The sequence below is a fragment of the Curtobacterium sp. MCBD17_034 genome, from assembly GCF_003234515.1.
Lineage (GTDB): Bacteria > Actinomycetota > Actinomycetes > Actinomycetales > Microbacteriaceae > Curtobacterium.
Genome location: NZ_QKTN01000010.1, coordinates 1 through 22,908 on the forward strand (window position 1 = coordinate 1; position 22,908 = coordinate 22,908).

The following is a 22,908-nucleotide window of genomic DNA, read 5'->3' on the forward strand; positions in this document are numbered from 1 at the left end:
ATGTGTATAAGAGACAGCCCGCACCACCCACGAACCACCAGCACCACCGAAGGGAACCCCATGCGCATCGGCATCGACGTCGGCGGCACGAACACGGACGCGGTCCTCATGGACGGCAGCACGGTCGCCGCGGCGGTGAAGCGCTCGACGAGCGCGGACGTCACGTCCGGCATCGTCGCCGCGCTCGCCGGCCTGCAGGAGCAGCGGGCGTTCACGTCCGAGGACATCGACGGCGTGATGATCGGCACCACGCACTTCATCAACGCCCTCGTCGAGGCGCGGGGACTGGCCCCGACCGCGGCGGTCCGGCTCGGGCTGCCGGCCACCGCGTCGTTGCCGCCGTTCACGGACTGGCCCGAGCACCTGGTCGGCGCGGTCGGCGCACGACCGTTCCTGGCGCACGGCGGCCACGAGTTCGACGGTCGGACGATCTCGGAGCTCGACCCGGACGAACTCCGGCGGCACGCGGCGGCGATCGGTGCCGCCGGGATCCGGTCGGTGGCGATCTCGTCGGTGTTCTCGCCGATCAACGACGAGTTCGAGCAGCGCGCGCAGGAGATCATGGCCGCCGAGCTCGGTCCGGACGTGGCGTTCTCGCTGTCGAGCGAGATCGGCCGCATCGGACTGCTCGAGCGCGAGAACGCCACGATCATCAACGCCGCCCTGCGCGAACTCGCCGAGCGCATCGTCGACGGCCTCGCCGCGTCGGTGACCGGCAGCGGCATCGACGCCCCGCTGTTCCTCAGCCAGAACGACGGCACCCTGATGGACGTCGAGTACGCCCGTCGCTACCCGGTGGCGACCTTCGCGTCCGGCCCGACGAACTCCATGCGCGGCGCCGCGGTGCTGTCCGGGTTCGACACATGCGCGGTCGTCGACGTCGGTGGGACGACGAGCGACGTCGGGGTCCTGACCGCGGGGTTCCCGCGCGAGGCCACGGGCGAGGTCGCGGTCGCGGGGGTCCGGACGAACTTCCGCATGCCGGACGTCCTGTCCATCGGCATCGGCGGCGGGTCCCGCATCCGCGAGGACGGCGCCCTCGTCGGCCCGGACTCGGTCGGCTACCGGCTCGCCGAGGAGGCGCTCGTGTTCGGCGGGACGACCGTGACCGCGACCGACGTCGCCGTCCGTGGCGGCCGCGGCGTGATCGGTGACGCCTCGCTCGTCGCCGGGGTGTCCGACGCCGTGGCGCAGCGCGCGCTCGGGGTGATCGCCGCCCGCGTCGCCGACGTCGTCGAGCGGATGCGGACCTCCTCGGCGCCCCTGCCGGTCGTCGCGGTCGGCGGCGGCTCGGTGCTGCTGCCCGACGAGCTCGAGGGCCTCGGCGTGGTGCACCGGCCCGAGCACTTCTCGGTCGCGAACGCGATCGGCGCCGCGATCGCACAGGTGAGCGGCGAGATCGACAAGGTCTACGCCATCAGCGAGGGCAAGCGGGCGAGTGTCGTCGACGACGCCCGTCAGGAGGCCGTGGACCGGGCGATCGCGGCCGGTGCGGACCCGTCCACGGTCGACATCGTCGACTTCGACGAGGTCCCGATCCCGTACCTGCCGGGCAACGCGACACGGATCCGCGCCAAGGCCGTCGGCGACCTCGCACTCGGGGCGCTCGTCCGATGAGCGCGATCGACACCACGCCCGTCGCTCCGCTCACCGTGATCGGCGAGGACTGCTCGGCGCTCGCCCGCGGCGCCGCGATCCTCGGCACGGGCGGTGGTGGTGACCCCTACATCGGCCGCCTGCTCGCGGAGGCCGCGGTCCGGCAGCACGGGCCGGTCCCGGTGGTGCAGATCGAGGACCTGCCCGACGACGCGGTCGTGCTCGCCGTCGCGATGATCGGCGCGCCGACGGTCATGGTCGAGAAGCTGCCGTCCGCCACGCAGTTCGCCGAGGCGGTGCGCAGCCTCGCCGCCTACCGCGGCGTGACGCCCACGCACCTGGCCTGCATCGAGGTCGGCGGGGTGAACTCGACGACGCCGATCGTCGCCGCCGCGGAGCTCGGTCTCCCCCTCGTCGACGGCGACGGCATGGGTCGTGCGTTCCCCGAGGTCCAGATGGTCCTGCCGACGCTGTCGGGCATCAGCGCGACGCCGATGTCCCTGTCCGACGAGAAGGGCAACACCGCGGTGTTCGACACGATCGACAACCGCTGGGCGGAACGGCTGGCCCGCACCGCCACGGTCGAGATGGGCTGCTCGGCGATCACGTCGCAGTACGCGATGTCCGGCGCGGAGATGAAGGAGTCGTACGTCCGCGGCAGCCTGTCGCTGTGCGTCCGGCTCGGCGAGGCCCTCGTCGACGCGCGTGCCGCGAACGAGGACCCGGTCGCCGCGGTCGCCGACGTCCTCGGCGGCCAGGTCGTGTTCGCCGGCAAGGTCACCGACGTCGAGCGGAAGACCGTCACCGGGTTCGCGCGCGGTACGGCCCACATCGCCGGGATGGCCGACGACACCGGACGGGAGGCCGTGCTCCGGTTCCAGAACGAGCACCTGTTCGTCGAGGTGGACGGCCGCGCCCGCGCCACGACACCGGACCTCGTCATCACGCTCGACGCCGAGACGGGGGAGCCGATCACGACCGAGGGGCTCCGCTTCGGCGCCCGGGTCCGCATCGTCACCGCGCCGGCGGACCCGCGCTGGCACAGCCCCGCAGCGCTCGAACTCGCCGGTCCGCGGTACTTCGGGTACGACCTCGACGCGGTGCGCTTCGACGGCACGACGAGCCCGGGGGTGCGCGCGTGAGCTGGCAGCTCGGCATCGAGGACCTCCCGGACCTCGCCCGCGGCGCCGCGCTCCTCGGCACGGGCGGCGGCGGGGACCCGACCATCGGGATGCTGCTCGTCCGCGCCGCGATGCAGGAGCACGGCCCGGTCACGATCCTCGACCCGGACGAGCTCGACGACGACGCCTTCGTGATCCCCACCGCGCAGATGGGCGCCCCGACGGTCGTGCTCGAACGCATCCCGGCCGGCCCGGAGCCCCTCGGCGCCCTGCGGCGACTCGAGGCGCACCTGGGACGCACCGCGACCGCCACGATGCCCATCGAGTGCGGGGGCATCAACTCGATGATCCCCCTCCTCGTCGGCGCGACCGGGGGCCTCCCGGTCGTCGACGCCGACGGCATGGGGCGCGCGTTCCCCGAGCTCCAGATGGAGACGTTCTCGGTGTACGGCGTGCCCGGATCGCCGCTCGCGATCAGTGACGAGCGCGGCCACGGTGTCGTGATCGAGACCGGCCACGACAACCGGCAGATGGAGTGGCTCGCGCGCGGCGTCACGATCCGGCTCGGCGGCGTCGCCTACATCGCCGAGTACGCCATGACCGGCCGGCAGGTGCGCGACACCGCGGTCCCGCGGACCCTGTCGCTCGCGCTGGCGGTCGGCCGGGCCGTCCGGCACGCACGGGAGGCCCACCGCGACCCCGTCGCGGAACTCGCCACCGCGTTCTCCCGCACCATCTACACGCACCTGCGCGAGCTGCACGAGGGCAAGGTCGTCGACGTCGAGCGGCGCACGGTCGAGGGGTTCGCGCGTGGACGGGCGACGATCAGCGGCGCGGCCGGCGACGTCGAGATCGTGTTCCAGAACGAGAACCTCGTCGCCCGTCGCGGTGACGAGCTCCTCGCCGTCGTCCCCGATCTCATCTGCGTGCTCGACGCCGAGACCGCGGAACCGATCACCACCGAACGGCTCCGGTACGGGCAGCGGGTCCGCGTCGTCGGCGTGTCGACGCCCGCGCTCATGCGCACGCCCGAGGCGCTGGCCGTGTTCGGGCCGGCCTGCTTCGGGCTCGACGACGCGTTCACGCCCGTCGAGGTGCTCCATCCACAGGGGGCCGTCGGGGACGTGCGCCCACCGATGTGCTCGGCGGCGGGGGCGGACGCGGCGCCCGATGGGAGCATGGAGCCATGGACGGAGGCGACGGGCACGGTCAGCGCGTGACGCGCCTCCAGGCCGGCGACGTGCCCGCGTTCGGGCGTGGTGCCGCCCTGCTCGGCTGCGGTGGCGGCGGTCGCGTCGACCACACCGTCAGCGCCATCCGGCGCGTCGGCCCCGGCTTCGGGGTCCCCGTGTTGTCGCTGGACGACCCCCGACTCGAACGGGTCGCGGCGGTGGGCCTCGTCGGCTCGACGACCGTGCTCGAGGAGAAGATGCCGAGCGGCCGCGAGCTCCCGGACGCGCTCGCCGCCGTCGAACGCTGGACGGGCGACCGTGCCGACGCGGTCCTCCCGGCCCAGATCGGCGGCGTGACCGGGCCGGCGGCCGCGCTCACCGCGCACCTGGTGGGGCGGCCGCTCGTCGACGCCGACCTCGTCGGCCGGGCGACCCCCCGCCTCGACCAGCTCACGTTGTTCGCCGCCGGAGCACTGCCGGTCACCGCGGCCGCAGCCACGAGCAGCGGCCTCCGGATCGTCGTCGACGCGCCGAGTCCCGGCGACCTCGAGACCGTCTGGCGTGAGGCCGTGTCCCACAGCGGTGGCTGGGCCGCGTTCGCGATCGGGCCGGTGCCCATCGCCGCGCTGCGTGCACGAGCCGTTGCGGGGAGCGTCACACGTGCCCTGCGGACGGGGCGGGCGCTCGCCGCTGCCGCGGGCCCCGAGGCCCTGGCGCGGGCGGTCGGCGGGCGGGTCGTCGCCCTCGGCCGCGTCGTCGACGTCGACCGCGCGGGTGACGCCATGGCGTTCGTGCACAGCACCACCGCGATCGTGGACACCCGCACGGGTGCGGTCGCCCGGATCGAGGCCGGGAGCGAGTACGTGCACTGCCTCGTCGACGGCGAGCCCGTCGCGAGCACCCCGAGCCTCATCGTCGTGGTCGACGCCCGGTCGCTCGACCCGGTCGCGGCGGATCGCATCCGCACCGGGGACGAACTCGCGGTGCTCGTGCTGCCCGGCGCCGACTGGTGGTGGGCCGATCCCGTGCGACTCGGCCGCGTCGCGCCCCGGGCCTACGGGGTGGACGCCGACGTCGTGCCCGAACCGGCGGGCGTGCGGTGATCCCGCTCCGCGAACTGCTGGCGATGCTGTCGACCGCCACGTCCGAGGTCCGGCTCCTCGCGGGGCCGGACGACCCCGGTGTCGCGCGGGTGCTCGGACTCGTCGGAGCGGTGGACGTCGTCGGTCGCGAGCTCTCCGGCACGGCCGGCGGTGACGGGTGCGCCGTGGTGCTCCTGACACCGGTCGCCCGGTTCGACGCGCGGTTCGACGTCCTCCTGCGGCGCGCCGCCGGCGTCGGGGTCCGCACGCTCGTCGTCCGGCCGGACCCCGCCGCCGTCCCGGACTCCGCCCCGATGCCCGGCCCGGGGACCCGTGCGCTCGCCGACCGCCTCGGTGTGGCCGTGCTCGCCACGGACGACGCGTGGTCCACCTCCGTCCGCCTGCACGAACTCGTCGGCACGGGAGAGGCCCCGGCAGCCCGTGCCGCGGTGGCCGTCGCGCGGATCGGGCTCGAGGCCGGACCCGACCTCGACGACCTGTTCCGGCAGCTCGACCGCCAACTCGGCGCACCCGTGCGCTTCCTCGACGCCGCCGGCCGGCCGCTCCGCGGACCCGGGGTCGGCGCCGGGGCCGTGCGGATGCTCGCCCGCGCCGCCGGCGGCAGCGACCCCATCACGGTCACGGACGGCGACGAGACCCTCGTGCTCGTCCCCGTCGGGACGGGCATCGGCGCGCGGGCGTGGCTCGGCGTCGGGCTCACCGCGCCGGTCCGAGCCGAGCGCACCACGATGGCCGTGGCGCTCCGGGTGGCCGCGGTCGCCGTCGGACACCGGCTCGTGCTCACCCGGCTCGACGACGAACGCGACGCCCGCTACCGCACCGCGATGCTCGACGAGCTCCGCGCGGCGGACGGCAGCCCGGAGCCGGGCCTCGTGCAGCGGACGCTCGCGGCGGGGTGGCAGCTCGACGCCTGGCACGTCGGCATCCGTGTGGTCACCCGGCACCCCGTCGACCAGGTCGCCCTCCGCGGCGAGGTCGAGGTCGCCATGGCGGCCGCCGGGCTCGAGGTCGACGTCGTCGAACAAGGTGATGGATGGGCGCTCTGGACGTCGGACCTCGACGAACCGGACCACCTGCGGATCGGTGCCGTCGCCACCGCCGTCCGCCGTGCGCAGGCGGCGCTCCGCCCCGGGCTCGACACCGCCGTCGGCGTCGGTAGCGTGCAAGCGGGGCTCGTCGGGCTCGTCCGGACCCTCGGCGAGGCGACCGATGCCGCCCGGCTCGCCGGTGGCCGGCCGGAGTCGGGGCACTTCGTCCACGTGGACCGACTCGGCCTCGCGCAGCTCCTGCTCGCGTGGACGGAGACCGACACGTTCCTCCCGGCCGCGGAGCAGTTGCTGGCACCGCTCGAGCGCGGCGGCGGCGCACTCCGGGTCACCCTCGCCGCCTACCTCGACGCGGAGTCGTCGCTCGCCGAGACCGCCGCCGTGCTCGGCGTGCACCGCAACACCGTCGCCGACCGCATCGCACGCGTCGAGCGGCTGCTGTCGGTCGACCTCGCCGATCCCGAGACCCGGCTGGCGCTGCACCTGGCGACCCGCGTTCGGCGGGAGTGACCGCCGGGGCTCAGGACGCGCGGCGGCTGGTGCTCCTCCACGTGCAGCGGTTGATGCACGTGCTGGTGGGGAACGCCGAGGACGACGCTGAGGTCGCGGATGGTCATCCCGTCGGGCGCGCCGCGTAGCGTGATCTCCATGCGCCCACTCGTCGAGACCGTCGACGTCGAAGGGTGTGTCCTCCGGCTCCGCACCCTGGCCCCCGCCGGCCGTGCTCGGGACACCCTGGCGCCGACGATCGTCCTGGTGCACGGGATCGGCATGTCGCACCGGTCGTTCAAGCGCGTGCAGCGGGTGCTCTCGCGCTCGTACCGGACGATCGCGGTCGACCTGCCCGGCTTCGCCGACTCCCCGTCTCCCGATCGCCGACTCGAGATCGAGGACCTCGCCCGACTCGTCATCACCGCGCTCCGCGCCTGCGACGTCGAGCAGTGTCTGGCGATCGGGCAGTCGATGGGCACGCAGGTCGTCGTCGGGATGGCACTCCAGGACCCGGGCTTCGTGACGTCGGTGGGGCTCATCGGCCCGGTGATCGACGACCGGCGGCGGACGCTCCTGCAGCAGGGGTTCTCGCTCGCGGTCGACGGCATCCGCGAGCGGCCGGCGATGAACGCGACGCTCCTCACCGACTACCTCCGGAGCATGCCGACCTACCTGCGGGAGCTCCGGGTGATGATGCGGTACCCGACGCTGCGGTCGGTCGCTGCGCTCGAGGTCCCCGTGCTCGTGATGCGCGGCACCGAGGACCCGGTCGCCCCCCGCGGCTGGGCCGCCCGTGTCGCCGGGGTCGCGCGAGAAGCCGCGTTCATCGAGCTGCCCGGACCGCACCACGTGCAGGACGCCCACCCCGGTGCCGTCGCGGCGATCGTCGACGAGTTCATCCGCGTCCAGACCGTGGGGCAGCTCCGGTGACGGGCGCGACCGGGTGGCGGGACCGGGAGGCGCGGAGCACGCCCGACCCGCCTCCCCGCCTGGCCGTGCACCTGCGCGACGCGCGATGGTTCCTCCTCGACTGGTGGTACGCGGCGGTGTGGCAGCTGCGGAGCCTCGGGCCGACGACGGCCGACGACTACCGGAGCGGTGACCGCCAGCCGATCGTCGTGGTGCCGGGCGTGTACGAGACGTGGCACTTCATGCGGCCCCTCATGGACGCGCTGCACGATCACGGGCACCCGGTGTTCGTCGTGACGGCGTTGCGGCACAACCGGCAGTCGGTGCGCGCCGGTGCCCGACTCGTGATGGACCAGATCCGCGCCGAGGACCTCCACGACGTGCTCCTCGTCACCCACAGCAAGGGCGGACTGATCGGCAAGTACGCGATGACCCTGCTGGACGGCGGTGGTCGCGTCGACCGGATGGTCGCCGTGTCGGCCCCGTTCGGCGGCTCGTCGTACGCACGGTTCGCGCCGAACGCGACGCTCCGGGCGTTCTCGGTGCACGACCCGACCCTGGCCGCGCTCCTCGCGGACGTGCACGCGAACGGCCGGATCACGTCGGTCTACGGCGTCTTCGACACGATGATCCCCGAGGGCAGTGCCCTCGTCGGGGCGAAGAACGAGCGCTTGCCCGTCGGCGGGCACTTCCGGATCCTCAGCGATCCGCGCACCTACCGGGCCGTGCTCGACGCGGTCGACCCGGCGGTGTCCTCGGAGCCGCAGTGATCTGGCCGCAGGTGCTCCCGGGCGATCGGTCCTCGCGATGACGGCCCGGTGACCGTCCGATCATCCGCAGAGCGCGGGCAGTACGGAGTCTGGCCGAACAGTGCGCGTACGGAATTGCCGAACCCTGCACAGCACCGTGATGATGAGCGGACGATGGAAGGAACCGCCCGTATCACCCGGGAGCGCAGGGTCGCGACGAGCCAGGACGTCGAGCAGGCGCGGGTGTTGTTGCAGACCACGCACCACGCCGTCGGCTGGGACGTCCAGGCCGACGCCGACGGCCGGCCGTTCGGTTTCCGACACACCGTCACCGGGACCGGACTGCTGTCGCTCGCGTCCACCCGGCTGACCGGGATGGTGTCGGGTGAACTCGAGACGTCGGCCGACGAGTACGTCGTCGCGTGGCTCAAGGAGGGCAGCGGCTCCATCGCTGGGCTCGACGTGTCCGAGGGTGAACCCGTCCTCTACCCCACCGGGTCGTTCCCGTTCCGCTACGACGGCTTCGACAAGGACCTGCTCCACGTGGATCGGTCGATCGTCGAGGAGGTCGCGGCGGAACGCGGGGGCTGGGCTCCGGGACCGCTCGGGTTCGACCACGACCACATCCCCACGGGCGACGCCCGCTCGGCGTGGTGGGCCATGGTGCGGCAGGTCGCGGTGACGCTCATCAGCGGTCCCGCGACCGTGACGCTCGACGCGGAGCGCGCGCTGGCGCGGACGGCTGCGGAGGGCCTCCTGGCCGCGTTCCCGCACTGGCCGGTCGTGCCGGCGACGGACCCCGACGGGGTCGGGACGGCCGCGGAAGCCCGGGTCGCTGCCGCCGAGCGCTTCATCCGCGAGCACGCCACGAGCCCGATCGGCATCACCGACGTCGCCGCCGCGGCCGGGATGAGCATGCGCGGGCTGCAGGAGGCGTTCAACCGGACGCACGGGATGACGCCCACCACGTACCTCCGTCGCGTTCGGCTCAGCATGGTGCGGGACCGGTTGCTCGCGGCCGACCACCGCACGGACACCGTCGCCGAGATCGCGGGCGCGCACGGATTCGGCCACAAGGGACGCTTCGCCGCGGCCTACGCCGCCGAGTTCGGCGAGGCCCCGAACACGACGCTGCGCCGCGACGGCTGACCCGACGCGGCGCACGGCGGCGTAACACGTCGGGCGGATTCGGAGTTGACTCAGGTGCTGATCACCGCTACGGCGAACCCGCCGTGGCGTAGCGGACTAACGCAACACCAGGAGGACCTCTTGATCGGTCTCATCATCAGCTTGATCATCATCGGCCTGATCGCCGGTGCGCTCGCCCGCCTCATCATCCCCGGCCGGCAGTCGATGGGCATCATCGCGACCATCGTGCTCGGCATCATCGGCTCGTTCGTGGGTGGGTTCCTCGGGTTCCTCATCTTCCAGCACGACCCGATGGACGGCTTCTTCCAGCCTGCCGGGATCATCGGGTCGATCATCGGCGCGGTCATCGTGCTGTTCATCTACACGCGGTTCGCGGGGCGCGGGGCTGCTCGCCGCTGACCACCGGTCGCCGGGCTCCCGGTCCTCCGGAGCCTCGAAATCGCAGAACATGCCGCTCACGTGTGAACGTGAGCGGCATGTTCTGCGATCTGGCCGGTGGTTTCGGCACGGTGGCCGGCCGGGACCGGTCAGGCCTGGGTGACCTCGACCTCCAGGACCGCCCACGACAGCGGCGGCAGGGTGGTGCGGAGCGCGCCGTCCTGGACCGACGCCTGCAGCGGTGTGAGGCCGACGGCGTCCTGCGCCGCCTCGGTGTTCGCGGTGAAGCGGTCCCCGCCCTCGGGGATCGTCAGGACCTCGGCACGCGTGACCTGACCGGCCGTGAAGCCGCGGAGGGCCACGGTGACGTCCGACGCCTCCTCGAGACCGCGGTTGGCGACGAACACCGCGACGCGGCCGCGGTCGGCGTCGTACGTGACGCTCGCGTCGACGACGTCGGCGTCCCCGTACTGGGACGAGGCGAACCGGTCGCTCCGGACGACGGTGCGGAGGATGTCACCGCGGGCGAGTTCCGCGGTGCGGGCGAACGGCCAGTAGATGGTCTGACGCCACGCGGGACCGTTCTCCTCGCTGCGGATCGGCGCGATCACGTTGACCAGCTGGGCCTGGTTCGCGATCGTGACGCGGTCGCCGTGGCGGAGGAGCGAGTTGAGGAAGGTACCGACGACCACCGCGTCGGTGACGTTGTACTGGTCCTCGATGAGCCGCGGGTGCTCGCGCCACTGGGCCTTGCCGACGACGTGCGGCTGGTCCTCGGTCTCGAGCCCGCGCTGGTACCAGACGTTCCACTCGTCGAACGAGACGTTGACGACCTTGGAGGACTGGCGCTTCGCCTTGACGGCGTCGGCCGTGGCCACGACGGACTCGATGAAGTAGTCCATGTCGTTGGCGCTCGCGAGGAACGACAGCGCGTCGCCGTCGTGCTCCTGGTAGTACGCGTGCATCGAGATGTAGTCGACCTCGTCGTAGGCGTGCGACAGGACCGTGTGCTCCCAGGACCCGAAGGTCGGCATGTGCGAGTTCGACGAGCCGACCGCGACGAGTTCGATCGTCGGGTCGACGAGCTTCATCGCCTTGCCGGCCTCCTGCGCCAGGCGGCCGTACTCGTCGGCGGTCTTGTGGCCGATCTGCCAGGGGCCGTCGAGCTCGTTGCCGAGGTTCCACACGCGGATGTCGAACGGCTCCTCGGCTCCGTTGGCGCGACGCTTGTCCGACCACTCCGTGCCGCCCGGGTGGTTCGCGTACTCGACGATGGCACGGGCCTCCTCGACGCCGCGGGTGCCGAGGTTGATGGCCTCCATGACCTCGACCCCCGCCTCCTTGGCCCAGGCGGCGAACTCGTGCAGTCCGAAGGCGTTCGTCTCGACCGTGTGCCAGGCGCCGTCGAGTCGACGGGGACGCTGCTCGACGGGGCCGACCCCGTCCTCCCAGCGGTAGCCGGAGACGAAGTTGCCGCCCGGGTAGCGGACGATCGAGACGCCCATCTCGCGGGTGAGGTCGAGCACGTCGCGGCGGAACCCGTGTTCGTCGGCGTTCGGGTGGCCGGGCTCGTAGATCCCGGTGTAGACGCATCGGCCCATGTGCTCGACGAACGAGCCGAACAGTCGGCGCGGAACGGGACCGACGATGAACTCGCGGTCGACGGTGATGGTTGCGGTGGACATGCGCGATGTGGTCCTCACGTCGTCGTGTGGTGGTGGTCGCTCCCGTTTTACATCGTTGTAACTCGCCTCCACAAGCCGCCGTCGGCGCGTCGTGCCGACGGTGGCGAGCGTTGGGGGTCGCGCTGGGCCGCGCGTCCCGGCCGGCCGGCCCGCTCATCCGGCGGGGGTGTCAGCCCCGGCGCGGGGCGACGCTCGCACGCTCGACGATGTGGTGCGGCACGACCTGCACGATCCGCGGCGCGTCGGGGTCCTCGATCCGGCGTTCGAGCGCGGTCAGGGCGGCCTCGGCGATCGCGCGCTTGTCGAACGAGACGGTGGTCAGCGACGGCACCGCGAACGAGGCCTCCTCGATGTCGTCGAACCCGACCACCGAGACGTCCTCGGGCACGCGGACGCCACGGTCGGCGAGGACGTGGAGCACACCGAGCGCCATGGAGTCCGTGAAGCAGAACACGGCGTCCGGCGACCCGTGCTGGTCGAGGAACCGGGACATCGCTGCGGCGGCGGCCGAGGTCGACCACGATCCGACGGCGATCGACAGGGTCGGGTCCTCGGGCAGGCCGGCCTCGCGGAGCGCCGCGCGGTGCCCCTCGTGTCGGGTCTCGCTCGAGGCGGTGCGGAAGGAGTCGTCCGAGGTGCCGAGCAGCACGATCCGTCGATGCCCGGTGGCGATGAGCAGACGGCCGACGTCGCGGCCGGCCGCGAAGCTGTCCACGTGGACCTGGTCCACGTCCTGCGGCTCCACCTCGCCGATCACGACGGTCGGCGGCAGACCCCGCCCGTTCGCCACGACGCTCTCGCCGAGGGTGACCGGATTGAGCACGAGGCCGTCGACCAGGTGGGCCCGCGCCCGCGAGATGAGGTCGATCTCGCGCGCGGGGTCCGACCCGGTCTGGTCGATCTGGACCGCCCACCCGTGCCCGCGCGCCAGCTCGACGAACGCACGGGCGAGCTCGGCCGAGTACGACGTCCCGAGGTCGGGCAGTGCGAGCGCGATCGTGCCGGACCGGCCGTTGCGCAACCCCCGCGCCGACAGGTTCGGGACGTAGTCGAGTTCGGCGAGGGCCGCCTCCACCCGTTGCCGGGTGTCGGGGCGCACCGGAACGCCGCCGTTGATCACGTTGGACACCGTCTTTGGCGACACCCCGGCGAGGGCGGCCACGTCCCGCACCGTCGGACGCATCGCCGTCGAGCCTATCGCCCGCGGGGACCCGGAACGGCGCCCGCGTGAGCGGGGCTCAGACCCGGGCCGTCCGTTCTCTGAGCGGTCGACCAGCTCCCGTGACCCCGCCCGGTCCTCCACACGGGGGACGTGCCCCGCACTGGGGGTCTCGATGCAGGTGAATGGAACCGGCGGCGTCAGTACGTTGGGAGGACTCGGAACCCCGGCATCAGCCGCTGCGACCGAGCCGACCCGAACCCCCTGATCCGACAGGACCGCTGCCGTGTTCGCTGCCGCGACCGCGCGCCATCGCGCGCGCCCGAAGACCGCCCGCCGCCTCGCCGTGCTCGGCGTCGCACTCATGCTCGGCGGTGTGTCCGTCGGGCTCGCCACGACCGCGGCGGAGGCGGCGACCACGACCGCGACGACGCAGTACGCGCAGGAGGCGTTCACGGGCCCCTCGATCGCGGACTCGGGTTCCTTCATGAAGCCGACCCTGCCCGGTGGGACGAACATCGCCTGTCTCACGGCGGGGACGGACACGTCGCAGACCCCGGTCCCGGGCTGCGCCACCACGGCTGTCGACAGCAGCAACGGCGCGCTCCGCCTGACGGACGCGACGGGGACGAAGGTCGGCGGCGTGGGAGCCAAGGGCGCCGTCCCGATCGCCCAGGGCCTCGACGTGACGTTCGACTCCTACCAGTACGGCGGCAACGGCGCGGACGGCATCGCGTTCTACCTCGCTGCCACCGACCCCTACGCGCCGAAGCCGCCGACCCAGACCGGTCCGACCGGTGGATCGCTCGGCTACAGCGCGAACCACGACTACGGCTCGACGGCGAGCGGCCTGCCCTACGGGTACCTCGGGCTCGGACTCGACGCGTACGGCAACTACAAGACCACGACGTACAGCGGGACGAACTGCACCACCGGTGTCGCCTCGAACACCACGAACGGCCAGGCGAACGTCACCGTCCGCGGCCCCGGCAACGGGACGGTCGGCTACTGCTACATCGCGAGCTCCCAGCCCTCGGGTGCCCTGACCAAGGCCACGGTGTCCAGCCGGACGGACGCGGACGTGCCCGTCGAGATCGTCGTGAACACCTCGACGGCGACGGTGACCTCGAAGGGGATGACGGGCGCGAACGGCAGCTCGGTCCTGCCGAAGACCGCCGTCCCCGCGGGCAACTGGGCGATCGTGTACGACTCGATCGGCGCCACCGCTGGGCCGCAGACCCTCATGGGCACCCTGCCGAACGTGACCACCTCCGGTGCCACGTTCCCCGCCAGCTGGATCGATCCGTCGACCGGGTACCCGTACAAGCTCACCTACGGCTGGGTGGGGTCGACCGGCGGCTCCTACGACAAGCATGAGGTGAACCAGTTCACCGCGACCTCGCTCACGGGCGCGGTGCCGCAGCTCGCGGCCACGGCGTCCGTGTCGGACCCCTCGCCACAGCGCGGCGACAGCGACATCTACACCGTCACGCCGGCCGTCGCCTCGAGCGGCGGTGCCGAGCAGGGCCTCGTCAAGGTCACCACCCGGTTCGACGCGGGTGCGACGCCGAACGCGGCGGGTGGTTCGGACGGCACCTGGAGCTGCGCGACGGACCCGTCCGACTCCAGCGGTCAGACCGTCGCGTGCACGGACTCCTCGGCCGCCGGCACGCAACCCGGCACCGCCCTCCCCGCGATCCACATCCCGTACACCGTGAGCGGCGCCGTCGGCACGACCGCCACGATCACCTCGACCGTCGCGTCGACCGACGCCCTCACCGCCGCGTCCGCCCACGCGACCGCGACGGTCGCGCACGTCCCGACGGCCCTCCAGGTCTCGGCCTCGCCGGCCTCCATCACGGCCGGGGGTGCCACGACGGTGACGGCCGCCGTCACCACGACCGGCAGCCCGAGCAGCACGATCACGGCCGCGACCGGCACCGTGACGTTCACGCAGGGCGGCACGACCGTGTGCAGGGCGGTCCCCGTCGCGAACGGCACCGCGTCGTGCTCCGTCGTCGAGAGCGCCGCCGGTCCGCACGTCGTGACCGCGACCTACTCGGGCGACACCACACGCTCCGGGTCCACGGGCACGGCGTCCGTCGACGTCGCGCTCCGCTCCTCGGCGTTCACCGTCGGCGCCTCACCGGCTCAGACCACGCGCGTCGGCGTCGAGCCGACCTACAGCGCGACCGGGCTGCCCTCGGGTGCGACCGGGACCGTGACGTTCCTCGTCGACGGCACCGCCGCCTGCACCGCCGACGCGAGTACCACGACGCCCTCGTGCACGCAGCCCACCACGCTGGCGCTCGGCGACCACGTCGTGACCGCGCGGTACTCCGGCGACGGCGCGACCGCCGCCTCCACGGCCACGAACACCGCGACCGTGCACGTCGGCCAGGCAGCCACGAGCTCGGCCACGACCGTCGACGGTCACACCACCGCGACCACGACGTACGGTGACGTCCCCACGTTCGCCGTGACGGGCCTCCCGTCCGACGCCGCGGGCACCGTGTCGTTCCGCGACGCGTCCGCGGACACCGGGTCCGCCGACGCGCCCGCGCTGTGCCGGGTGACGCTGCCCGACACGTCCTGCACGCCGACGAGCACGCTCGACGCCGGTGCGCACCGCATCGTCGCGACCTACGCCGGCACGACCGACGGTGACTACGCCGGCGGCACGTCCTCCGTCGCGACGCTCACGGTCGACCGGGTACAGGCCGTCCCGATGACCACCACCGTGAGCGACCCGACCCCGACCTTCGGCGACGAGCTCACCCTGTCGGCGACGGGCACACCCGCTGCAGCCAGCGGCACCATCGCGTTCGCCGACGAGAGCGGCGCCCCGCTGTGCACCGTGCACCTGCCCGCGACCTCGTGCACCACGACCGCGCTGGCCGCCGGGGACCACACGGTCAGCGCGAGCTGGGACGGCGACACCGACCACGTGGGCGGTTCGAGCGACCCGGTCGCCGTGCACGTGGCGAAGGCCACCGCCGCCATCGGCGTGACGGCCGACGGCCACACGAGCGACGCCGACACCGTGACCTACGGGACGACCGCGCGCCTGACCGCCACGGGCCTCCCGAGCGGCGCCGCCAGCGACAGCGTCATCCGGTTCGCGACGACCGGTGGCACCGTGCTCGGCACGGCCACGGCCGGGAGGCCCAGCATCGACACCGACGCCGCCCTCACCGCCGGCAGGTACCAGGTCATCGCGCACTGGGTCGGCGACGACGACCACGAGGCCGTCGACAGCCCGGTCGTGACGCTCGTCGTCCAGCGCGCCACGACGGCGATCGGGGCGACCATCGACGGCGGCGGCACGAGTTCCGTGGACTACGGCGACACGGCCGCGCTCGCCGTGACGGACCTGCCCGCCGGTGCGTCGGGCACCGTCACGTGGGCGACGAGCGACGGGCTGGCGCTCGGCTCGGCGGACGTGCGCGACGGCGCAGCTGCCACCACGGTCACACCGTCGACCCTGCACAAGGGCAGCTACGCGATCACCGCGACGTACACGGGCGACACCGACCACGTCGGCAGCACGAGCCCGGCGGTCCAGCTCGTCGTCGCCGCGAGGTCGAGCAGCATCACCGCGAGCGTCAGCGACGACCATCCCGTCCACGGCACGCCGGTCACCCTGACCGTCGCCGGCATCGCTCCGGGTGCCACCGGGACCGTGACGTTCACCGACGACGACCACCAGGTCCTCTGCTCCGTGCAGCTCCCCGCGCTCTCGTGCACGACCTCGGCCGCGCTGGGCGCCGGGACCCACACGGTGACGACGACGTTCGTCCCGGGCGACGACGACCACGCGCCCGCCAGGGCGACGCAGACCCTGACGATCACGGTCGCCAAGGCGCCCACGGCCGTCGCCGTCGTGCCGGGCAGTGGTGGCACGGGCGCCGGGGGCGGGAGCGGCAGCGGGACCGGGACCGGGAGCGGCAGCGGGAGCGGCTCGGGTGGCGGCGGCGCGGGCGGCGGCAGCGGCGCTGGCCTCGGCACGATCGACACCACCTACGGCACCGGCGTGGTGTTGACCCCGACCGGGCTGCCCGCTGGCGCCACGGGCACGGTCACGTTCACCGACGACGCCGGCACGACCCTCTGCACCGTGCAACTCGGGCGCGCGACGAGCTGCACCACGGTCACCGACCTGCCGACCGGCACACACCAGGTGACGCCCGTCTACTCGGGTGACGCCGATCACGACGGCTCGACCGGCACGCCCATCACCATGCACGTGGCGCGGGCCGCGACCGCGGTCACGGTGCACGCTGCAGCGTCGAGCACCACGTGGGGCGACACGGTCACCCTGACGATCGGTGGCCTGCCCGCGCACGCCACCGGTACGGTCACCCTGCGCGTCGACCACCGGGTGCTCTGCACGCTGACGCTCCCGCACAGCACGTGCTCGACCGCGGGCATCGTGCCCGGCTCGGACACGGTCGCGGCAGCGTACACGGGCGACGACTCGTACGGACCCTCGTCGGCGACGACGGCGATCGTCGTGACGGCGATCCACACGGTCGAGCCGATCGTGGTCCCGTCGAAGGCGAGTGGGTCCTTCACGGCCACCTGGAAGCCGATCCCCGGTGCCACGGCCTACCGGATCGTCGTCTCCGCGAGCAGCGACCTCGCCCACGCGGTCGCGTCGCGCACCCTCGGTGCCGGTGCCACGACTGCCGTGTTCACCGGCCTCGACCCCGACACGACGTACTCGTACCGGGTCGAGGCGCTGAACCCCGACGGCGTCGTGCTCGGCATCCACGACGCGGTCGCCCGGACAGCGGTCGCCGCGGTCGTGTCCGTCGGGCAGCTCGCGTTCACCGGGTCGGACATCGCGGTCGGCATGATCGGCCTCGGCGCGCTGCTCCTCGTGCTCGCCGGCGCCCTGCTCGTCACCGCGAACCGGCTCCGGGAGCGGCGGCCGGGCCCGATGCGGAGCGGTACGGTCTGACCCTGCGTCCCCGGCGGTCGGGTCTCCCCGTCGCCGGGGCGCGTGCCGACGACGAGTGTGCGGTCGGACGACCGCGCACTCGTCGTCCGTGCGCGCGCGTTCCCGCGTCTTCGTTCTCGGGCGTCGCTACCGGGAGGCGCGGTGCGCGTAGGTCACGTAGGGCACCGCGATCACGTCACCGGAGAGCGCGGGGTCACCGTCCAGGAGGTCCTCGATCCGACCGAGCAAGGCCTGGCGCTCCGCCGCCTCGAGCGTGCTCACGTAGCTGCGGGACGCCACCATCGCCAGGAACTCCTCCCGGCTCTGCTCGTGCACCCAGCGGACCTCGTGCCGCTCGTGCCTGGCGAACGGCGGCGCGAACGCCGGGTGCTCGACGCCCATCACGCGCTCACCCGGCTGGTGCATGAGGGCGCTCATGCGTGCGACCCACGGCACGGTCTCGTCCCGGAGGTTCCAGACGAGTCCCAGCGTGCCCACCGGCCGGAGCACCCGGCCGATCTCCCGCGACGCCGCGACCGGGTCCATCCAGTGCCACGCCTGGGCCACGACCACGGCGTCGGCCCAGTCGTCCTCCAGCGGGATCGCCTCGCCCGTGCCCTCGAGCACCGGTACGTCCGGGAGCACCCGCGCGAGTGCAGTACGCATACCGGGATCGGGCTCGACCGCGAGGACCTCGGCGGCGAGCGTCGTCAGCACCCTCGTCGCCTTGCCGGTCCCGGCACCGAGGTCGACCACGCGCGACGCGCCAGGCGGCAGCACCCAGGCGATCGCTTCGGCGGGGTAGCCGGGACGCCCCCGTTCGTACACGTCGGCGACGGCGCCGAAGGACAAGGCGTTCCGGTCATGGTGCTCGTCGTGCTGCATGCCGACAGCCTCGCACGTGGTCACGCGACCGGCGCGGCCGGTCGGACGCCCTGAACCACCGCCCGCTCGGTCGCCCCGGTCGTGCTCGCACGCTTCGTGGCGGACGCGGCCGCGCTCAGTCGAGGACCGGTTGACCCACCGCGATGCGCCGAGCGTCGTCACGCAGCCGACGGAACTCGGCGATCGCCTCGTCGTCGGAGATGACGGCTGCCTCGAACCGGTCGCCGACGGCCAGCAGCCGGAGCCGCTCCCGCGCCGCCTGCGCGGGATCCATGCTGGACGCATCGTCGATCGCCTCGTTCGCCTCGAGGCGCGCGAGCAGTGTGGCGCGGTTCCAGCGGTGCAGTGCGAAGGCCATCTCGGTTCCGTTCCCCGTAGCGGAGCTCGACAACGTCCGCGCACGGACGCCGCCCGACCACCGGGCGTGCTCATCACGCTAGACCGACTGGACGGCCGGACAGTCGCTCGGCGGCGAAGACTCGGTGACCGCACGGCCCGACGTAACACCCCCGAAAGACGCGGACACATGCCGGAAAAAGCGGGGGTCGTGGCGGCGCTCCGACGGGGGGCACGGGTCCCCAGAACGGCCGACACGGCAGGTCGCCCGGCACGCCGATCGGGGTTCAGACCGACGCGAGCACCTTCGCGATCCGCTGCAGGCTCACCGTCTCGGCGGGCCGGAGCTCTTGGGCGAACAGGGAGATCCGGAACTCCTCGAGCATCCACCGTGCGTGCACGAGCTCGGCGGGCGCACCGGGCTGCGGCGGGAAGGTCCCCCCGGCCTCGAGGTACCGGGTCGTGGCGGTCTCGACGTCCCGCAACCAGGCGCGGTCCCGGCCGGGGTTCTGCTGGAGCTTCGCCACCCGGGCCTCGACACCCTGCAGGTACACGCGGAGTCGACGCAGCCGGTCGATGCCCGTCGCCGCGACGAAGCCCGGGAACACGAGCCGTTCCATCTGCTGCCGCATGTCCGTCAGCGCCGGGAGCAGGGCCATCGACGTGGCGGCCTTCAACGCGCGCTCGGCACCACGCCACGCCGTGAGGACGGCCGCGACCTCGGACACCGCTCCGAACATGGTGTCCACCACGGTCGCCGACACGGCGTCCCGGGTCGCCTCGAACTCCGCACGCGTGAACACCAGCCCGTCCGGGTGCCGTCGCCGCACGCCGGCGTCCACCACCGCCGCGAGGACGTCGTCGAAGAGCGCCGCCGTCGACGGGTACGGACTCGTCGCGAGGGCGAGCTTCTCCTGCGCGGTCAGGTGCGACTGGATGTAGCTCACCGGACTCGGCACGGCGAGCATGACGAGTCGACGGACCCCCGCTGGCATCTGCACCGCCCGGTCGGCTGCCGTCGCGAGCAGCCGGACCGCCACCGACTTCCCCTCGTCGACCAGTGCCGGGTACGCGCGGATCGTGCCGCCGGCCTGGCGAGTGTCCAGCACCTGGGGCAGGTCGGCCTCGGGCCAGGTGGTGAGTCCGGAGCGCTCCGCGGTCCCGGGGACCGGAGCCGCGCCTCCCGATCGGGAGGGACGGCTCGCCGCCCGCGCGACGCTCGCCTGCGTCCGCTCCTTGAGCTGCTCCTGCAGCGTCCCGAGCGCCTTGCCGGACCCGACGCGGCGGCCGCGCTCGTCGACGACCGTGTACGTGGGCAGGAGGTGCGGTGGCACGCGCTCCATGTCGAAGTCGGCCTCGGTCACCGGCACGTGCACCATGCGCTGGATCGCCGCGGCGAGCGTCGAGCGGAACGACTCGGTCGGCTCGGCCGGCGCGTCGTCCGGCAGCACCGCCACGAGTTTCTCCGCCCAGTCGGCCGCGGGCACCACGTTCTTGCGGATCTGCTTCGGGAGCGCCCGGATGAGCGCCGTCACGAGTTCCTTCCGCAGCCCCGGCACCTGCCAGTCGAAGCCGTCCTCGCGCATGCGGGGGAGCAGCGGCAGGGGCACCTGCACGGACACGCCGTCGTCCTCGGCGCCCGGCTCGAACCGGTAGCGGAGCGCCAGACGCTGGTCGCCCTGTCGCCACTGCGTCGGGTACTCGGACTCGTCCTGCGCAGCCTCTGCGGCGGACTCGTCGAGCAGGTCCTCTCGGCGCATCGTCAGCAGGTCCGGGCGGTCCCGGCGCTCTCGGCGCCACCAGCCCTCGAACCCCCGGGTCGTCGCGAGGTCGGCGGGTACCCGGGCGTCGTAGAAGTCGAACACGCGCTCGTCGTCGAGCAGGATGTCGCGGCGGCGGGTGCGCTCCTCGAGCTGCTCGAGTTCCTTCCGGAGCCTGCGGTTCGCCCGGTCGAACGCCTGCGGGGAGTCCCACTCGCCCTCGACCAGGGCATGCCGGATGAACAGCGCGCGTGCGTGCACCGGGTCGATGCGGGCGTACTGCACGCGCCGTCGCGCGACGATCGGCACGCCGAACAGCGTCACGCGCTCGTAGGCCACGACGGCGCCCTGTTTCTTCTCCCAGTGGGGTTCCCCGTAGGTGCGCTTGAGGAGGTCCCCGGCGAGCGGTTCCGCCCAGGCCGGGTCGATCCTCCCGACCGTGCGCGCGAAGAGGCGACTCGTCTCGACGAGTTCGGCGGCCATCACCGCATCCGGCTGCTTCTTCGCCAGCACGCTCCCGGGGAACAGGACGAAGCGGGTGTTGCGCGAACCGAGGTAGTCGCGCTTCTCGCGGTCCCGCAACCCGATCTGACTGAGCAGGCCCGACAGCAGCGCGCGGTGGACGGCGTCCGGGTCGTCCTTGCGTTCCGTCCCGACGTGCACCCCGACCTGCTTGGCGGCCCGTGACAACTGCCGGTACAGGTCCTGCCACTCGCGGATCCGCAGGTAGTTGAGGAACTCGGAGCGGACCTCGCGGCGGAACGCACTCGAGCTGAGCTCCGTCTGCCGGTCCTCGATGTGGTTCCAGAGCGTCAGGAGGGTCAGGAAGTCACTCGTCGGATCGGAGAACCGTGCGTGCAGCTGGTCGGCACGGGCACGCTGCTCGAGCGGGCGTTCCCTCGGGTCCTGGATGCTCAGGGAGGCGACGATCGCGATGACCTCGCGGCCGACGCCCTGCCGGCCCGCCTCGAGCACCATGCGTCCGAGGCGGGGGTCGATCGGCAACCGGGTCAGCTGCTGGCCCGTGCGGGTGATCGCGCCCTGCTTGTCCACGGCCTGGAGCTCGCGGAGCAGGTCGAGGCCGTCCTTGACGCCCCGCGAGTCCGGGGGTTGCAGGAACGGGAACGCGCCGATGTCGCCGAAACCGAGCGAGATCATCTGCAGGATCACCGCGGCCAGGTTCGTGCGGAGGATCTCGGGGTCCGTGTACTCCGGGCGGCGGGCGAAGTCGTCCTCGGAGTAGAGGCGGATCGCGATGCCCGGGCTCGTGCGGCCGGACCGGCCCGACCGCTGGTTCGCGCTCGCCTGCGAGATCGCCTCGATCGGCAGCCGCTGCACCTTCGCACGTGGGGAGTACCGCGAGATGCGCGCGGTGCCGGTGTCCACGACGTATCGGATCCCGGGCACGGTCAAGCTCGTCTCGGCGACGTTCGTCGCGAGCACCACGCGCCTGCGGACGCCCGGCGTGCTGCTCCGCTGGAACACGCGATGTTGGTCCGCCGCGGACAGCCGCCCGTACAGCGGCAGGACCTCGGTGCCCGGGTACCGCTTGCCCTCGATGGCGTCCTGGGCGTCGCGGATCTCGTTCTCGCCGGACAGGAACACGAGCACGTCGCCGGGTTCCTCGCGCGCCAGTTCCTCGAGCGCGTCCGTGATGCCCTGCAGGAAGTCGCGGTCGTCGGGGGAGCCGACGCGGGTACTCCGCCCGGCGTCACCGGTGCGTGCGTCGTCCTCGTCGAGATCGGCGTCCACGTCGGCGTCGGCGTCGGTGCCGTCCTCGGCGACGAGGGGCCGGTAGCGGATCTCGACCGGGAACGTCCGGCCCGAGACCTCGATGATCGGTGCCCCGTCGAAGTGCCGGGAGAACGACGCGGGGTCGATCGTCGCGCTCGTGATGATCACCTTGAGGTCGGGGCGCCGCGGCAACAGCCGCTTCAGGTACCCGAGCAGGAAGTCGATCGTCAACGACCGCTCGTGCGCCTCGTCGATGATGATCGTGTCGTAGCGCTGGAGGTCGCGGTCGTGGTGGATCTCGTTGAGCAGGATCCCGTCGGTCATGAGCTTGACCCGGGTGTTCGCCGAGACCTTGTCGGTGAACCGCACCTGGTACCCGACGAGGTCGCCGAGGTCGCTCCCGAGCTCCTCGGCCACGCGCTCCGCGATGGTCCGCGCCGCGATCCGCCGTGGCTGGGTGTGTCCGATGTGCTCGCGTCCGAGTTCGAGGCAGATCTTCGGCAGCTGCGTCGTCTTGCCGGACCCGGTCGCGCCGGCGACGATGACGACCTGATGGTCGCGGATCGCGGCAGCGATGTCGTCGCGCCGCTGCGACACGGGCAGGTCCGGCGGGTACGAGATCGCGATCGGGGTGGTCGGCATGAGCCCTCCAGTCTACGTCGCGTGGCTCCATCCGGGGGCCCGCGGGGTCG

15 protein-coding genes are annotated in these 22,908 nt (G+C 73.0%); 10 read left to right on the forward strand and 5 right to left on the reverse strand.

Annotated features, from left to right (window positions below; translation table 11 throughout):
• Positions 1–60 precede the first annotated feature (60 nt).
• The 9 genes from DEI92_RS14065 (at position 61) to DEI92_RS14105 (ending at position 9,736) form a co-directional block, all read left to right on the forward strand.
• Complete coding sequence (locus DEI92_RS14065) at positions 61–1,617, forward strand: hydantoinase/oxoprolinase N-terminal domain-containing protein (RefSeq protein WP_111013945.1); 1,557 nt, start codon at positions 61–63, stop codon at positions 1,615–1,617.
• Positions 1,614–2,738, forward strand: coding sequence for a DUF917 domain-containing protein (locus tag DEI92_RS14070; RefSeq protein WP_111011154.1), 1,125 nt, complete (start codon positions 1,614–1,616; stop codon positions 2,736–2,738). Before DEI92_RS14065 ends, DEI92_RS14070 begins: the two co-directional genes overlap by 4 nt.
• Entirely contained in the window at positions 2,735–3,937 is a 1,203-nt protein-coding gene (locus tag DEI92_RS14075; RefSeq protein ID WP_111013946.1) for a DUF917 domain-containing protein, read from the forward strand. The genes DEI92_RS14070 and DEI92_RS14075 overlap by 4 nt, the downstream gene beginning before the upstream one ends.
• Positions 3,904–4,992, forward strand: coding sequence for a DUF917 domain-containing protein (locus tag DEI92_RS14080; RefSeq protein WP_111013947.1), 1,089 nt, complete (start codon positions 3,904–3,906; stop codon positions 4,990–4,992). The genes DEI92_RS14075 and DEI92_RS14080 overlap by 34 nt, the downstream gene beginning before the upstream one ends.
• On the forward strand, positions 4,989–6,548 hold the full coding sequence (locus tag DEI92_RS14085) for a CdaR family transcriptional regulator (protein ID WP_258370213.1): 1,560 nt from the start codon (positions 4,989–4,991) through the stop codon (positions 6,546–6,548). Before DEI92_RS14080 ends, DEI92_RS14085 begins: the two co-directional genes overlap by 4 nt.
• Positions 6,549–6,686: 138 nt before the next feature.
• Positions 6,687–7,460: an alpha/beta fold hydrolase gene (locus DEI92_RS14090; RefSeq protein WP_181434934.1), complete on the forward strand. Its 774-nt coding sequence runs from the start codon at positions 6,687–6,689 to the stop codon at positions 7,458–7,460.
• Positions 7,457–8,209 (forward strand): triacylglycerol lipase, encoded by a 753-nt coding sequence (locus DEI92_RS14095; RefSeq protein WP_258370214.1) that lies wholly within the window; start codon positions 7,457–7,459, stop codon positions 8,207–8,209. The genes DEI92_RS14090 and DEI92_RS14095 overlap by 4 nt, the downstream gene beginning before the upstream one ends.
• Before the next feature lie 153 nt (positions 8,210–8,362).
• Positions 8,363–9,337 (forward strand): helix-turn-helix domain-containing protein, encoded by a 975-nt coding sequence (locus tag DEI92_RS14100; RefSeq protein WP_111013949.1) that lies wholly within the window; start codon positions 8,363–8,365, stop codon positions 9,335–9,337.
• A gap of 120 nt (positions 9,338–9,457) precedes the next feature.
• Positions 9,458–9,736 (forward strand): GlsB/YeaQ/YmgE family stress response membrane protein, encoded by a 279-nt coding sequence (locus DEI92_RS14105; RefSeq protein WP_111011159.1) that lies wholly within the window; start codon positions 9,458–9,460, stop codon positions 9,734–9,736.
• A 128-nt stretch (positions 9,737–9,864) separates the two neighbouring features.
• Here the strand turns inward: DEI92_RS14105 and DEI92_RS14110 are convergent, their stop codons facing one another.
• Both DEI92_RS14110 and DEI92_RS14115 read right to left on the reverse strand, forming a co-directional pair.
• Positions 9,865–11,400: an alpha-N-arabinofuranosidase gene (locus DEI92_RS14110; RefSeq protein WP_111013950.1), complete on the reverse strand. Its 1,536-nt coding sequence runs from the start codon at positions 11,398–11,400 to the stop codon at positions 9,865–9,867.
• Positions 11,401–11,569: 169 nt separating this feature from the next.
• Positions 11,570–12,583 (reverse strand): LacI family DNA-binding transcriptional regulator, encoded by a 1,014-nt coding sequence (locus tag DEI92_RS14115; RefSeq protein WP_111011161.1) that lies wholly within the window; start codon positions 12,581–12,583, stop codon positions 11,570–11,572.
• Positions 12,584–12,845: 262 nt separating this feature from the next.
• Here DEI92_RS14115 and DEI92_RS14120 point away from each other — a divergent pair, with 262 nt between their 5' ends.
• Positions 12,846–17,522, forward strand: a complete 4,677-nt coding sequence (locus tag DEI92_RS14120; RefSeq protein ID WP_111013951.1) for an Ig-like domain repeat protein — start codon at positions 12,846–12,848, stop codon at positions 17,520–17,522.
• A 126-nt stretch (positions 17,523–17,648) separates the two neighbouring features.
• On the opposite strand, the gene DEI92_RS14125 is transcribed toward DEI92_RS14120, so the two are convergent.
• The 3 genes from DEI92_RS14125 to hrpA all read right to left on the reverse strand — a co-directional run bounded on the left by DEI92_RS14125 (position 17,649) and on the right by hrpA (position 22,858).
• Positions 17,649–18,386: a class I SAM-dependent methyltransferase gene (locus tag DEI92_RS14125; protein ID WP_111013990.1), complete on the reverse strand. Its 738-nt coding sequence runs from the start codon at positions 18,384–18,386 to the stop codon at positions 17,649–17,651.
• Between the two features lie 115 nt (positions 18,387–18,501).
• The gene (locus DEI92_RS14130) at positions 18,502–18,744 is read right to left on the reverse strand and encodes a hypothetical protein (RefSeq protein ID WP_111011163.1); all 243 of its coding nucleotides are present in this window, start codon (positions 18,742–18,744) and stop codon (positions 18,502–18,504) included.
• A 265-nt stretch (positions 18,745–19,009) separates the two neighbouring features.
• A complete protein-coding gene (hrpA, locus tag DEI92_RS14135) occupies positions 19,010–22,858 on the reverse strand; it encodes an ATP-dependent RNA helicase HrpA (RefSeq protein WP_111013952.1) in 3,849 nt (1,282 codons plus the stop codon).
• Between the last annotated feature and the right edge of the window lie 50 nt (positions 22,859–22,908).